Source organism: Streptomyces sp. HSG2 (assembly GCF_016598575.1).
In the GTDB taxonomy this organism is placed as follows: domain Bacteria; phylum Actinomycetota; class Actinomycetes; order Streptomycetales; family Streptomycetaceae; genus Streptomyces.
Window position 1 is genome coordinate 1,332,286 of sequence record NZ_CP066801.1, and the last position, 13,635, is coordinate 1,345,920.

Here is a 13,635-nt window from a genome sequence, read left to right on the forward strand (position 1 = left end):
ACCCCCACCCGCGGCGACACCGCGGGCAGCCAGAGCGGAGCGGAGCGCCCATGACCGTCAACGACCCCGTGCCCGACACCTTCGAGGACACCCCCGCACACGACCGGGACCCGGACTGGTTCAAACGCGCCGTGTTCTACGAAGTCCTGGTCCGTTCCTTCCAGGACAGCGACGGCGACGGTATCGGCGACCTGAAGGGGCTCACCTCCCGCCTGGACTACCTCCAATGGCTGGGGATCGACTGCCTGTGGTTGCCTCCCTTCTTCACCTCCCCCCTGCGCGACGGAGGCTACGACGTCGCCGACCACACCGCCGTCCTGCCCGAGTTCGGTGACCTCGCCGATTTCGTGGACTTCGTCGACGCCGCCCATCAACGCGGCATCCGCGTCATCATCGATTTCGTCATGAACCACACCAGCGACCAACACCCCTGGTTCCAGGAATCACGACGCGATCCGACCGGCCCCTACGGCGACTACTACGTCTGGGCCGACGACGATCACCGCTACCCCGAAGCCCGCGTCATCTTCGTCGACACCGAGGCATCGAACTGGACCTACGACCCCCAACGCGGCCAATACTACTGGCACCGATTCTTCTCCCACCAACCCGACCTCAACTACGACAACCCCGCCGTCAGGGAAGAAATCACCGCCGCACTCAAATTCTGGCTCGACCTCGGCATCGACGGATTCCGCCTCGACGCCGTCCCCTACCTCTACCAACAAGACGGCACCAACTGCGAGAACCTGCCCGCCACCCACCACTTCCTCAAACACATCAGAAAAGAAATCGACACCCACTACCCCGACACCGTCCTCCTCGCCGAGGCCAACCAATGGCCCGAAGACGTCGTCGACTACTTCGGCGACTACCCCAGCGGCGGCGACGAATGCCACATGGCCTTCCACTTCCCCGTCATGCCCCGCATCTTCATGGCCGTCCGTCAGGAATCCCGCCACCCAGTCTCCGAGATCCTCGCCAAGACCCCCACCATCCCCACCCGCTGCCAATGGGGCATCTTCCTCCGCAACCACGACGAACTCACCCTCGAAATGGTCACCGACGAAGAACGCGACTACATGTGGGCCGAATACGCCAAAGACCCCCGCATGCGCGCCAACATCGGAATCCGCCGCCGCCTCGCCCCCCTCCTGGACAACGACCGCAACCAAATCGAACTCTTCACCGCCCTCCTCCTCGCCCTCCCCGGCTCCCCCATCCTCTACTACGGCGACGAGATCGGCATGGGCGACAACATCTGGCTCGGCGACCGCGACGCCGTCCGCACCCCCATGCAATGGACCCCCGACCGCAACGCCGGATTCTCCTCCAGCGACCCCGGCCGACTCTTCCTCCCCACCATCATGGACCCCGTCCACGGCTACCAGGTCACCAACGTCGAAGCCGCCATGTCCTCCCCCGCCTCCCTCCTCCACTGGACCCGCCGGATGATCCAGATCCGCAAACAACACCCCGCCTTCGGCCTCGGCACCTACACCGAACTCCCCTCCACCAACCCCGCCGTCCTCGCCTTCCTCCGCGAACACGACGACGACCTCGTCCTCAGCGTCAACAACTTCTCCCGCTTCGCCCAACCCACCCAACTCGACCTCACCCCCTACACCACCCGCCACCCCATCGAACTCTCCGGCGGCGTCCGCTTCCCCCCCATCGGCGAACTCCCCTACCTCCTCACCCTCGCAGGCCACGGCTTCTACTGGTTCCGGCTCCGCCGTGCCCCCGGCGCCGCGACCGGGTGACCGCCAGGAGAACGCCCCGCCCTCCCTCACGGTCCGCGCGCACCGCCACCGCCCGCACGGCTTCAGGGCAAGGACGTGACACCATGCCGACACCCGCCGCCCCGGCCGACCCCGACGGCCTCATGCTCTCGCTCGCGCCCTCGCTGCGCGCCTGGCTGCCCCGCCAGCGCTGGTTCGCCGGGAAGGACGCACCCCTGGCCGGGCTCGCGCTGGTCGCCGCCACCGAGTTGCCCACTCGGAACGACCGGCACGCCCTCCACCACCTGTTGCTCCGCACCCCTGCCCACGGCTGTCGGGGCAGCGAGGACACCGAGCGCCCCGCGCCGTGCTACCAACTCCTCGTCGCCGTCGACTCCACGCCCCACGGGGAATCCGAGGCGGGCACGATAGGTCGGGTGGAGCGAGGTCCGCTGGCCGGGCGGTTCGTCCACGACGCGCTGTGCCACCCCCACCCCGCCGCGACGTTGTTCAGGGCCCTGCGAACGGGCGCCCGGGTCGGACCGCTGCGGTTCGAGCGGGATCCGCTCCGACCGATCGGCACCGGGCTGCGGCCTCGCCCGCTCTTCGCCGAGCAGTCCAACTCGTCCGTCGTGTACGGCGAATCGCTGATCCTCAAGATGTTCCGGCGGGTGTCCCCCGGCACGCATCCGGACCTCGAACTTCCCCGGGCGCTCGCCCGGACCGGATGCCCTCGGGTGCCCGCGCCCGCCGCGTGGATGACCGCCCACGTCGAGGCGGCCCCCTGGACTCTCGGTGTCCTGCAGCCCTACCTCCGCGACGCCACCGACGGCTGGGACCTCGCTGTGCGCGGGCCCACCGAGGGCGACGACTTCACCGAGGAGGCCCGGGCGCTGGGACGGGCCACCGCCGAGGTGCACCGTTCACTGGCCCGCGCCCTGCCCACGGTCGTCCTGGGACCGGACTCTTTGCGGAGGCTGGCCTCCGGCATGTCGGAGCGCCTGCACGAGGCGGTCCGGACCGTGCCCGCCCTGGAGCCGTACGCGTCCGGACTGCGAGCGGCGTTCACCTCGCTCGACGACCTCGCCCTGTCGGGCGGGTCGCGGACAGCCCAACGCGTCCACGGCGACCTGCATCTCGGGCAGTGCCTGCGGGCCCCCTCGGGCCATTGGTCCCTGATCGACTTCGAGGGCGAACCGGACCGACCGCTGGTCGAGCGGCGCCTCCCCCAGCCCGCCGTGCGGGACGTCGCCGGGATGCTCCGGTCGTTCGACTACGCCCACCACGCCACCGAGGGACGCGCGGCGTCCTGGTCCACGGCCTGCCGCGCGTCCTACTGCGCGGGATACGCCCAGGTGGCCGGGGTCGACCCGCGCGCCGACCCGATACTGCTTCGCGCCTGCGAGGCGGACAAGGCCGTGTACGAGGTGCTGTACGAGGCCCGGCACCGACCCGACTGGCTGCCGGTCCCGATCGCGGCGGCGCGGCGGCTGGCCTCGTGCCGACACCCCGGCTGACCCGCGGGCGGACGGGGGGCCATGCCGCACCCGCACCAAGACGCGGGACCGGCCCGCCGGAGGCGGACGCCGGTCCCGCGCGCGGGGATGCCGGTCCGGGGTTCAGGCCCGGGCCGACTCCTGTGCCCCGTCCCTCACCGGCACCGACGTGCCGGAGTCGTCCCCGGCCCCGCCCGCCACCTTCTGGTGGGCGTCGCCGAGAGGGTCGCCGGTGGCGGCCTCCCGCTCGGTGGACAGCGTCCGCTCGTCGAACGGCAGGCGGCCGGAGAGCACCGCGCCGACCCGATCCCTGTCGATCTCCCGTGTCCAGGTGCCGATCAGGACCGTGGCCACCGCGTTGCCCGCGAAGTTGGTCAACGCCCTGGCCTCGCTCATGAAGCGATCGATGCCGACGACCAGACCCACCCCGTCCACCAGTGCGGGCTTGTGCGACTGCAGACCCCCCGCGAGCGTGGCCAGACCCGCTCCGGTCACGCCCGCGGCACCCTTGGAGGCGACCAGCAGGAAGAGCAACAGCGGGATCTGCTCGGCCGGCGTCATCGGCGCGCCCATGGCGGTCGCGATGAACAGCGAGGTCATGGTCATGTAGATCATGGTGCCGTCGAGGTTGAAGGAGTATCCCGTCGGCACGGTGATGCCGACCACCGACCGCCCGACACCCAGGTGTTCCATCTTGGCGATGAGACGGGGAAGCGCGGACTCCGAGGACGAGGTGGAGAGGATCAGCAGGAACTCCCGGCCCAGGTAGCCGAAGAGGGAGAAGACGCTGATCCCGGCGACGATCCGGAGCAGGGTGCCGAGGACGACGAAGACGAACAGCACGCAGGTCACGTAGAAGCCCAGCATGAGAACGGCGAGGCTCTTGAGCGCGGCCGGCCCGGCGGATCCGGTGACGGCGGCGATCGCGCCGAACGCACCCACCGGGGCCACCCACATGATCATGCCGAGGACTCGGAACACCAGCCGCTGGAGATGCTCCACCCCTCGCAGGACCGGCCGCCCGGTGGGCCCCATGGCCTGGAGGGCGAACCCGCAGAGCAGCGCGACCAGAAGGGTCTGCAGGACCTCCCCCTCGGTGAACGCGGACACGATCGTGGTCGGCACGATGCCGAGCAGGAAGCCGGTGACACCCGACGCCTCGACGTCGGCCTGTGCCCGCCCGGCCTCGCGTACCGCCTCGGTGAGGGCCGGTTGGGTGCCGGGGTCAAGGGCGTTGCCGACGACCAGACCGATACCGAGGGCCACCAGCGACATGACGAGGAAGTAGCCAAGGGCGATCCCACCGACCGCTCCCACCCTGGCCGCCCGTCGTACGGAGCCGATGCCCAGCACGATGGTGCAGAAGATGATCGGCGAGATCATCATCTTGATCAGGGCGACGAAGGCGCCGCCGACCGGCTTCAGTTCCACCGCGAGACCCGGTGCCACGAGCCCCACCACGATGCCGAGGATCACCGCGACGATCACGGCGACGTAGAGGTGGTGGGTACGGTCCCGACCGGTTCGGGGTGCGGCGGAAGCCGGCTCGGCTGCGCTGGTCACGGCCTGTGCCTCCTGGGTCCGCGAGTGGAGCCGCGCGACCCGGTGAGGCCGCGCGAGATCGGGTACGGCGACTGTCCCTGATCCGTGTCGGGTCGTCACCTTTGCGTTCATTGAGTTCGCGAGGCTCTCGCGCGGGGCGGGCCGCGAGGGAGACTGGCCTCATGCGTCTGCGCGTTCCGCTGCCCCGCAGCCTGGCCGGTCAGCTGTTCGCCGTACAGGCGGTGCTGATCGCCGTGCTCGTCGCCGGCCACGCGCTGTTCGACCACCTCGACGATCTTCGGCAGGCCGAGGAGGCGGCGGGGCGTCAGGCCCGCGCCGTGGCCCTGGCACTGGCCCACTCCCCGTCCGTCCGGGCCGCGATCGACTCGGACGACCCCTCGGAGGCGTTGCAGCCCTACGCCCTGGCCGTCTCGGAGGACACCGACGTGGACTTCGTGACCATCATGTCCCCGGAGGGGATCCGCTGGACCCACCCGGATCCCGCGCAGATCGGTCGACGCTTCCGCGGCCACATCGGACCGGCCAGGAACGGCCGCACGTTCACCGAGACCTACGCCGGCACGCTCGGCCCCTCGGTCCGCGTGGTGACCCCGGTCGAGCACGGGGACCGGATCGTGGGTCTCGTCAGTGCCGGCATCAGGGTCGAGGCGATCAGCGCACGCGTGCGGGAGCGCCTGGCGACGCTCGTGGTGGCGGCCGGGGCCACACTGCTGCTGGGCGCGGCCGGCACGTACCTCGTCAACGCCCGGTTGCGGCGACACACCCGAGGGATGGACGCCGGGGCGCTCGCTCGGATGCACGACTACCATCAAGCGGCGCTGCACGCCGTACGGGAGGGGCTGTTGATGCTCGACGGGCGGCACCGGGTGGCTCTGATCAACGACGGCGGCCGGGAACTGCTCGGCGTCCCGGCGGACCGGGACGTGATCGGCACACCCGTCGCGGAGTTGGGTCTGACCGAGGGCATGGAGGAGGCGCTGTCCGCGTCGGAACCGAGGGTGGACGAGGTGCGACTGACGGCGCTGCGGGTTCTGGTGGTCAACACCTCGCCGATCGCGGGAGACCCGGTGCGCGGCACCGTGGTGACCCTGCGCGACGTGACGGAACTACGCTCCCTGATGGGCGAACTGGACTCCGAGCGGGGGCTCAGCGAGGCCCTGCGCGCGCAGGCACACGAAGCCGCCAACCGTCTGCACACGGTCGTCTCCCTGATCGAGCTGGGCCGGGCCGAGGAAGCGGCGGATTTCGCCACGGCGGAGCTGGAGCTGGCGCAGCACCTGACCGACCGGGTGGTCTCGTCGGTTTCGGAGCCGGTGTTGGCGGCGCTCCTGCTCGGCAAGACGGCCCAGGCCAACGAACGGGGCGTGGACCTGGCGCTGTCGACGGACAGCCGCCTGGACGACGGTGTCCTTCCACCGGGGCTTCCGGCACGCGACCTCGTCACGATCCTCGGCAACCTCGTCGACAACGCGGTGGACGCCGCGAGCCACCACGCGTCGGCCGGCGTGCGGCCGACGGGCCGGGCGGCGGTGACGGTCACCGTCCACGCGACCGGCACTCGGCTGGTGCTCCGGGTGGTCGACACCGGCCCCGGTGTCGACCCGGCCGACGCCGACCTGGTCTTCGAACCGGGCTTCACCACCAAGCCGGCGGGGCTCGGCGGGCGCGGTCTGGGGCTCCCCCTGGCGCGCCAGGCGGTGCTTCGCCACGGCGGCTCCCTGACGGTGGCCCGGTCCCCCGAGGGCGGGGCGGCGTTCGAGGCACGGCTTCCGTTGTCCGGGCGCGGAGCCGGCCCGACTCCACCGTCCCCCGAGGGCACGAGGGTGCCGCGCGTACCTCGCCCCGGCGACCGGTGGGGCCGGTCGGGCGGAACCGGCGGCGACGTGATACGGGAGGCCCCCCGGCGTCCGGGGGGCGGTGGGTGCCGGTGACGGGGCGTCCGATCCGGGTCCTGGTGGTGGAGGACGACCCGGTGGCGGCCGACGCCCACCTCGCATACGTCGCGCGGGTGCCCGGGTTCGTCCCCTCGGGGGCCGCCCGCACCGGCGCGGAGGCCCGACGCCTGCTGGCGCGGACCACCGTCGACCTGCTCCTGCTCGACCTGCACCTGCCCGACGGGCACGGTCTGGGGCTGGCACGCGCCCTGCGAGCCGACGGCCACACGGCCGATGTCATCGCGGTGACGTCGGCGCGCGACCTGGCCGTGGTGCGGGAGAGTGTCTCGCTCGGTGTCGTGCAGTACGTGCTGAAGCCCTTCACGTTCGCCGTGCTGCGAGACCGGCTGGAGCGGTACGCGGAGTTCCGTGAGGCCGCCGGGGAGGCCAGCGGGCAGGCGGAGGTCGACCGGGCGCTCGCGGCCCTGCGCGCGCCCGGGCCGGCGGCGCTGCCGAAGGGCCTGAGCCCACCGACACTGGAACGGGTGGCGGGTGTGCTGCGCGACGCGCCGGAGGGTGTCTCGGCCGCGGGGGTCGCCGGGGTCGCGGGCCTGTCCCGGATCACCGCCCGCCGCTATCTGGAACACCTGGTGGAAGCGGGCAGGGCGGCCCGTGCTCCTCGGTACGGGCACGTCGGTCGGCCGGAACTGCTCTACCGTTGGCTCGCGCCGCGCCCCGTACGCGACGGCTAGGGGCGCGGCGGAGCCGGGGGCCGGCGGGCGTCGGCGGGTGGTTCAGAAGACCGACTCGGCCTCCTCCATGCGGTCCTGGGGCACGGTCTTCAGCTCGGTCGTCGCCTCCGCCAACGGCACGGTGACGATCTCCGTGCCCCGCAGAGCGGTCATCATCCCGAACTCTCCCCGGTGCGCCGCCTCCACCGCGTGCCAGCCGAAGCGGGTGGCCAGCACCCGGTCGTAGGCCGTGGGGACCCCGCCCCGCTGCACATGGCCGAGAATGACCGGCTTGGCCTCCTTGCCCAGGCGCCGCTCCAGCTCGTAGGCGAGGGCGGTGCCGATGCCCTGGAACCGCTCGTGGCCGTACTGGTCGATCTCGCCCTTGCCGTAGTCCATGGAGCCCTCGGCCGGGTGGGCCCCCTCGGCGACGCAGACGACGGCGAAACGCTTGCCGCGCGCGAAGCGCGCCTCGACCATCTTGGCCAGGCCCGCGGCGTCGAACCGACGCTCGGGCAGGCAGATTCCGTGCGCGCCGGCGGCCATCCCGGACTCCAGGGCGATCCAACCGGCGTGCCGGCCCATGACCTCCACGACCATCACCCGCTGGTGGGACTCCGCGGTAGTCTTCAGCCGGTCCATGGCCTCGGTGGCGACGCCCACGGCGGTGTCGAAGCCGAAGGTGCGGTCGGTCGAGGAGATGTCGTTGTCGATGGTCTTCGGCACGCCGACCACGGGCAGCCCGGCGTCTCCCAGCATGCGGGCGGCGGTGAGCGTGCCCTCTCCGCCGATCGGGATCAGGGCGTCGATGCCGAAGTCTCGGATCATGTCGGAGGCGTTCTCGGCGGCCTCGCGCAGGCGGTCGCGTTCCAGGCGGGAGGATCCGAGGATGGTGCCGCCGAGAGCGAGGATGCCGCTCACCGCGTTCAGGTCGAGGGTGCGGTAGCGGCCTTCGAGCAGGCCGGCGTAGCCGTCCTCGAAGCCGATGACCTCGTCGCCGTAGTGGTCGACCGCGCGGTGCACGACCGACCGGATCACGGCGTTCAGGCCGGGGCAGTCGCCTCCCGCGGTGAGGACTCCGATACGCATCGTGCTGCTTCTCCTGGTCGCTGTCGAGGCCGGTGGGCCAGCGCCGATTCTTCCATGCCCCACCCGGGGTCGCCGACGGGGCGGCCACGGACTCGGCCTCACCCGGGGGTACCGTCGAGGGGCTCCCTCACCTCGGAGGGTGATGGCGATGGCGGCGGGGTCCGCGACGACCCGAGGGGCGCGGACGAGGAACGGAGAGCACGGGTGACGCGCAGCGTGTACCTGACCGGGGTCGATCGCGGCGACGGTCGTCAGATCGTCGAACTGGGGGTGATGGAACTCCTCACCCGGCAGGTCGACCGGGTCGGCGTCTTCCGGCCTCTGGTCCACGACCGTCCTGATCGCATGTTCGAACTGCTGCGGGCCCGCTACCGGCTCGCGCAGGACCCGGCCACGGTGTATGGGATGGACTACCCGGAGGCGTCCGCGCTCCAGGCCGAGCGAGGCACCGACGCCCTGGTGTCGGCCCTCGTCGACCGCTTCCTCGCGGTGAGCCGCGCCTACGACGTCGTCCTGGTGCTCGGCACCGACTACGCGGCGACCCAGCTGCCGGACGAGTTGGCGCTCAACGCACGGCTGGCGAACGAGTTCGGGGCGTCCGTCCTGGCCGTGGTCGGCGGGCGTGGGCGGGAGGCCGACGTGGTGCGGGCGGACATCCGCAACGCCCACCGCGCCTACGAGGGCCTGGGCTGCGACGTCCTGGCCCTGGTCGCGAACCGGGTGACGCCGTCGTCCCGGGACGAGATCGCCGAGCGACTGGCCGACCTCCCGGTGCCCTGCTGGGTGCTGCCCGACGAACTCGCGCTGTCGGCGCCGACGGTCTCCCAGGTCGCGCGGGCGCTGGGCGCCCGGGTGGTGCTGGGCGACGACTCCGGGCTGGCCAGGGACGCCCTGGACTTCGTCTTCGGTGGCGCCACTCTGCCGAACTTCCTGGCCGCCCTGACCCCCGGAACGATGGTCGTGACCCCCGGTGACCGGGCCGACCTCGTCATCGCGGCCTTGGCCGCGCACAGCGCGGGCACCCCGCCGATAGCGGGCGTGCTGCTCACGCTCGACGAGGTCCCGGGCGAGGCGGTGCTCGCCCTCGCCAGGCGGCTCGCGCCGGGCACACCCGTGCTGTCGGTGCCGGGCAACAGCTTCCACACCGCGGAGCGACTGTCCTGCCTGGAGGGCCGGCTGAGCGCGACCACTCCTCGCAAGGCCGAGACGGCGCTCGGCGTGTTCGAACGCCACGTGGACACGGTCGACCTCAGCCGCCGGGTCTCCACGCCCTCTGGGGATCGGGTCACTCCGATGATGTTCGAGCACATGTTGCTGGAGCGGGCCCGCGCCGACCGGCGTCGGGTGGTGTTGCCGGAGGGAACCGAGGAACGCGTGCTGCGCGCCGCCGAGGTGCTGACGCGCCGGGGGGTCTGCGACCTGACGCTGCTGGGACCCGTCGACACCATCCGCAAGAAGGCGGCGGATCTGGGCGTCGACCTCGGCGACAGTCTGATCGTGGACCCGGCCGGATCGGACCTGCGGGAGGGTTTCGCCGAGCGGTACGCCGCGCTGCGCGCGCACAAGGGCGTCGGACTGGAGTTGGCCCACGACGTGGTGTCCGACGTGAACTACTTCGGGACGCTGATGGTGGAGCGGGGACTGGCCGACGGTATGGTCTCCGGTTCCGCCCACTCCACCGCCGCGACCATCCGCCCCGCCTTCGAGATCATCAAGTCCGAGGGAGCCGTCCGGGCCGTGGTGTCGCAGGAGGGCCGGCAGGCGGGGGGGACGGCTTCCGTCGTCTCCTCGGTCTTCTTCATGTGCCTCGCCGACCGGGTCCTGGTCTACGGGGACTGCGCGGTCAATCCCGACCCGGACGCCGGGCAACTCGCCGACATCGCCGTCCAGTCGGCGGCGACGGCCGCCCGGTTCGGGGTGGAGCCGCGGATCGCGATGCTGTCGTACTCGACGGGCACCTCCGGCACCGGCGCCGACGTGGACAAGGTGCGCGCGGCCACCGAGCTCGTCCGCGCGCGCCGGCCAGACCTGCGGGTCGAGGGACCCATCCAGTACGACGCCGCCGTGGAGCCCTCGGTGGCGGCGACCAAGCTCCCCGGGTCCGACGTGGCGGGCCAGGCCACCGTGTTGATCTTCCCGGACCTCAATACCGGGAACAACACCTACAAGGCGGTGCAGCGCTCGGCGGGGGCGGTCGCCGTCGGGCCCGTCCTCCAGGGCCTGCGCAAACCGGTGAACGACCTCTCCCGGGGCGCGCTCGTCCAGGACATCGTCAACACGGTCGCCATCACGGCGATCCAGGCCCAGGCCGCGGGCCGGAAGGCGGACCGATCGTGACCCACGTCCTCGTCCTCAACTGCGGTTCCTCCTCGCTGAAGTACCGGCTCCTCGACATGGGCGGGGAAACGCGACTGGCTTCCGGACTCGTCGAGCGGATCGGAGAGGGGCGGGGTCGGCTGCGGCACACCCCGGTGGACGGGGGGACCCGGGAGTGGTCGGGGGACGTCCCCGACCATCGGGCAGCGCTCGACGCGGTCGCGGCGGAACTGACCCGGGACGGGTGGGGCCCGGACTCTCCCGACCTGGCCGCGGTGGGCCACCGCGTGGTCCACGGGGGGCGACGCTTCACGGGGCCGACCCGGGTCGACGACGTCGTGCTCGCCGAGATCGAGCGCCTGGCCCCCTTGGCACCACTCCACAACCCCGCCAACCTCACCGGGATCCGGACCGCCCGCGCCCTCCGCCCGGATCTGCCACAGGTCGCCGTCTTCGACACCGCCTTCCACGCGACCATGCCGGAGTCGGCCGCGCGGTACGCCATCGACACGGAGACCGCCGACGCCCACCGGGTGCGGCGCTACGGCTTCCACGGCACCTCGCACGCCTACGTCTCCCGGACGGCCGCGAGGCTGGTGGGCAAGGCGCCGGAGGAGACGAACGTGATCGTGCTGCATCTGGGCAACGGCGCGTCCGCCTCGGCCGTGCGCGCCGGACGCTGCGTGGACACCTCCATGGGGATGACTCCCCTGGAGGGACTGGTCATGGGCACGCGTTCGGGCGACGTCGACCCGGCCGTCGTGTTCCACCTGACCCGGGTCGGCGGGATGTCCGTGGCCGAGGTGGACACCCTCCTGAATCGGCGAAGCGGGCTGCTGGGACTCTGCGGGGACAACGACATGCGGGAGGTTCTGAGGAGAGTCGACGCCGGCGACGAACGGGCCCGACTGGCCTTCGACATCTACGTTCACCGGCTGCGGAAGTACATCGGCGCCTACGCCGCCGTCCTCGGCCGCGTCGACGTCGTGGCGTTCACCGCGGGCGTGGGGGAGAACGCGGCCCCGGTGCGCGAGGCCGCCGTCGCGGGTCTGGAGGGGTGGGGACTGGCCGTGGACGCCGACCTCAACGCCGCCCCGGGGGACCGTCCGCGGCTGATCTCGCCGGCGGGTGCGGGGGTGGCGGTGGCCGTGGTGCCGACCGAAGAGGAATGGGAGATCGCGGCCCAGACCTACGCCCTGGTAATAGGCGACAAAGGGCCGGGAAATCTCACCTGAGCAGCCTCCCGCACCTTTGTTTTTCCCGCCGGCCGGAATATTCCGCGACGAAACTTGCCGATAGGATCGCACCATGCGCCGTTCGAAAATCGTCTGTACTCTCGGCCCCGCGGTCGACTCCCATGATCAACTGGTCGCGCTGATCGATTCCGGCATGAACGTGGCCCGTTTCAACTTCAGCCACGGCACCCACGCCGAGCACCAGGGCCGCTACGACCGGGTCCGCGCCGCCGCCAAGGAGAGCGGACAGGCCATCGGCGTGCTCGCCGACCTCCAGGGGCCCAAGATTCGGCTCGGCACCTTCGCCGAGGGCCCCGTCGAGTTGGTCCGGGGCGACGAGTTCACCATCACCACCGAAGACGTTCCCGGCGACCGGACGAGCTGCGGCACCACGTACAAGGGGCTCCCCGGCGATGTCGCCAAGGGCGACCAGGTGCTGATCAACGACGGGAACGTCGAGCTCAAGGTCACCTCCGTCGAGGGCCCCCGGGTGCGGACGATCGTCATCGAGGGAGGCGTGGTCTCCGACCACAAGGGCATCAACCTCCCCGGCGCCGCCGTCAACGTCCCCGCGCTGTCCGAGAAGGACGTCGACGACCTCCGCTTCGCGCTTCGCATGGGCTGCGACATGGTCGCGCTGTCCTTCGTGCGGGACGCCACGGACGTCGGCGACGTGCACCGCGTCATGGACGAGGAGGGGCGTCGGGTCCCGGTCATCGCCAAGGTGGAGAAGCCCCAGGCGGTCGAGAACATGACCGACGTCGTGATGGCGTTCGACGGGGTCATGGTGGCGCGGGGCGATCTGGCGGTCGAGTACCCGCTGGAGAAGGTCCCGATGGTGCAGAAGCGCCTCATCGAACTGTGCCGCAGGAACGCGAAACCGGTGATCGTGGCGACCCAGATGATGGAATCCATGATCACCAATTCGCGACCGACCCGCGCGGAGGCCTCCGACGTGGCCAACGCGATCCTGGACGGCGCGGACGCGGTCATGCTGTCTGCCGAATCGAGTGTCGGCGCCTACCCGATCGAGACCGTCAAGACGATGTCGAAGATCGTGCAGGCGGCCGAGCAGGAACTCCTGTCGAAGGGCCTGCAACCTCTGGTCCCGGGCAAGAAGCCCCGCACGCAGGGCGGTTCGGTCGCCCGAGCCGCCGCCGAGATCGCCGACTTCCTCGGCGGCAAGGGTCTGGTGGCCTTCACCCAGTCCGGCGACACCGCCCGGCGGCTGTCCCGCTACCGCGCGGCCCAGCCGATCCTCGCCTTCACCACGGACGAGTCCACGCGCAACCAGCTGGCGCTCAGCTGGGGGGTGGAGCCGCACGTGGTGCCGTTCGTGAACAGCACGGACGAGATGGTAGCGCTGGTCGACCAGGAGATGGTGCGGCTGAACCGGTTCAACGACGGCGACATCGTCATCATCACCGCCGGCTCGCCCCCCGGCGTACCCGGCACCACCAACATGGTCCGGGTCCACCACCTGGGCAGCGGCGATCGCGACTGACGGCGCACGGGTGCGCCGCCCCGGGCCTCGGGCCCGAAGGGGCGGCGCCGGTCGGTCGTGGCGCACCGCCGCCTGCCGGGAACGCGCGGGTTCCGACCGGGCCTTC

At 71.6% G+C, this 13,635-nt stretch carries 9 protein-coding genes; 7 read left to right on the forward strand and 2 right to left on the reverse strand.

Features of this window, described 5'->3' with window-relative positions; genetic code table 11:
* The first annotated feature begins 50 nt into the window (after positions 1-50).
* Together treS and JEK78_RS05295 are read left to right on the forward strand one after the other, a co-directional pair.
* On the forward strand, positions 51-1,763 hold the full coding sequence (treS, locus tag JEK78_RS05290) for a maltose alpha-D-glucosyltransferase (protein ID WP_200262945.1): 1,713 nt from the start codon (positions 51-53) through the stop codon (positions 1,761-1,763).
* 83 nt (positions 1,764-1,846) lie between these two features.
* Positions 1,847-3,238 (forward strand): phosphotransferase, encoded by a 1,392-nt coding sequence (locus JEK78_RS05295; protein ID WP_200262946.1) that lies wholly within the window; start codon positions 1,847-1,849, stop codon positions 3,236-3,238.
* A gap of 102 nt (positions 3,239-3,340) precedes the next feature.
* Here JEK78_RS05295 and JEK78_RS05300 read toward each other — a convergent pair whose 3' ends face one another.
* Complete coding sequence (locus tag JEK78_RS05300) at positions 3,341-4,780, reverse strand: cation:dicarboxylase symporter family transporter (protein ID WP_200262947.1); 1,440 nt, start codon at positions 4,778-4,780, stop codon at positions 3,341-3,343.
* Positions 4,781-4,941: 161 nt separating this feature from the next.
* On the opposite strand from JEK78_RS05300, the gene JEK78_RS05305 reads away from it, so the two are divergent.
* Positions 4,942-6,711, forward strand: a complete 1,770-nt coding sequence (locus tag JEK78_RS05305; protein WP_200262948.1) for a sensor histidine kinase — start codon at positions 4,942-4,944, stop codon at positions 6,709-6,711.
* Positions 6,708-7,406 carry a response regulator gene (locus JEK78_RS05310; protein ID WP_200262949.1) on the forward strand — a complete coding sequence of 233 codons (699 nt, stop codon included), beginning with the start codon at positions 6,708-6,710 and terminating at the stop codon, positions 7,404-7,406. Before JEK78_RS05305 ends, JEK78_RS05310 begins: the two co-directional genes overlap by 4 nt.
* A gap of 42 nt (positions 7,407-7,448) precedes the next feature.
* Here the strand turns inward: JEK78_RS05310 and JEK78_RS05315 are convergent, their stop codons facing one another.
* Positions 7,449-8,474: an ATP-dependent 6-phosphofructokinase gene (locus JEK78_RS05315; RefSeq protein ID WP_200262950.1), complete on the reverse strand. Its 1,026-nt coding sequence runs from the start codon at positions 8,472-8,474 to the stop codon at positions 7,449-7,451.
* 204 nt (positions 8,475-8,678) lie between these two features.
* Here JEK78_RS05315 and pta point away from each other — a divergent pair, with 204 nt between their 5' ends.
* The 3 genes from pta (at position 8,679) to pyk (ending at position 13,529) form a co-directional block, all read left to right on the forward strand.
* Complete coding sequence (gene pta / locus JEK78_RS05320) at positions 8,679-10,811, forward strand: phosphate acetyltransferase (protein WP_200262951.1); 2,133 nt, start codon at positions 8,679-8,681, stop codon at positions 10,809-10,811.
* A 56-nt stretch (positions 10,812-10,867) separates the two neighbouring features.
* On the forward strand, positions 10,868-12,025 hold the full coding sequence (locus JEK78_RS05325; protein WP_242483365.1) for an acetate kinase: 1,158 nt from the start codon (positions 10,868-10,870) through the stop codon (positions 12,023-12,025).
* Positions 12,026-12,098: 73 nt separating this feature from the next.
* The gene (gene pyk / locus JEK78_RS05330; RefSeq protein WP_200262952.1) at positions 12,099-13,529 is read left to right on the forward strand and encodes a pyruvate kinase; all 1,431 of its coding nucleotides are present in this window, start codon (positions 12,099-12,101) and stop codon (positions 13,527-13,529) included.
* Positions 13,530-13,635 lie beyond the last annotated feature (106 nt).

Bases quoted from the DNA above. Each gene is read 5' to 3' on its own strand.
- JEK78_RS05325 (WP_242483365.1), top strand. From the start codon at position 10,868: ATGGGCGGGGAAACGCGACTGGCTTCCGGACTCGTCGAGCGGATCGGA.
- pyk (WP_200262952.1), top strand. From the start codon at position 12,099: ATGCGCCGTTCGAAAATCGTCTGTACTCTCGGCCCCGCGGTCGACTCC.
- JEK78_RS05315 (WP_200262950.1), bottom strand. From the start codon at position 8,474: ATGCGTATCGGAGTCCTCACCGCGGGAGGCGACTGCCCCGGCCTGAAC.
- JEK78_RS05305 (WP_200262948.1), top strand. From the start codon at position 4,942: ATGCGTCTGCGCGTTCCGCTGCCCCGCAGCCTGGCCGGTCAGCTGTTC.
- JEK78_RS05295 (WP_200262946.1), top strand. From the start codon at position 1,847: ATGCCGACACCCGCCGCCCCGGCCGACCCCGACGGCCTCATGCTCTCG.
- treS (WP_200262945.1), top strand. From the start codon at position 51: ATGACCGTCAACGACCCCGTGCCCGACACCTTCGAGGACACCCCCGCA.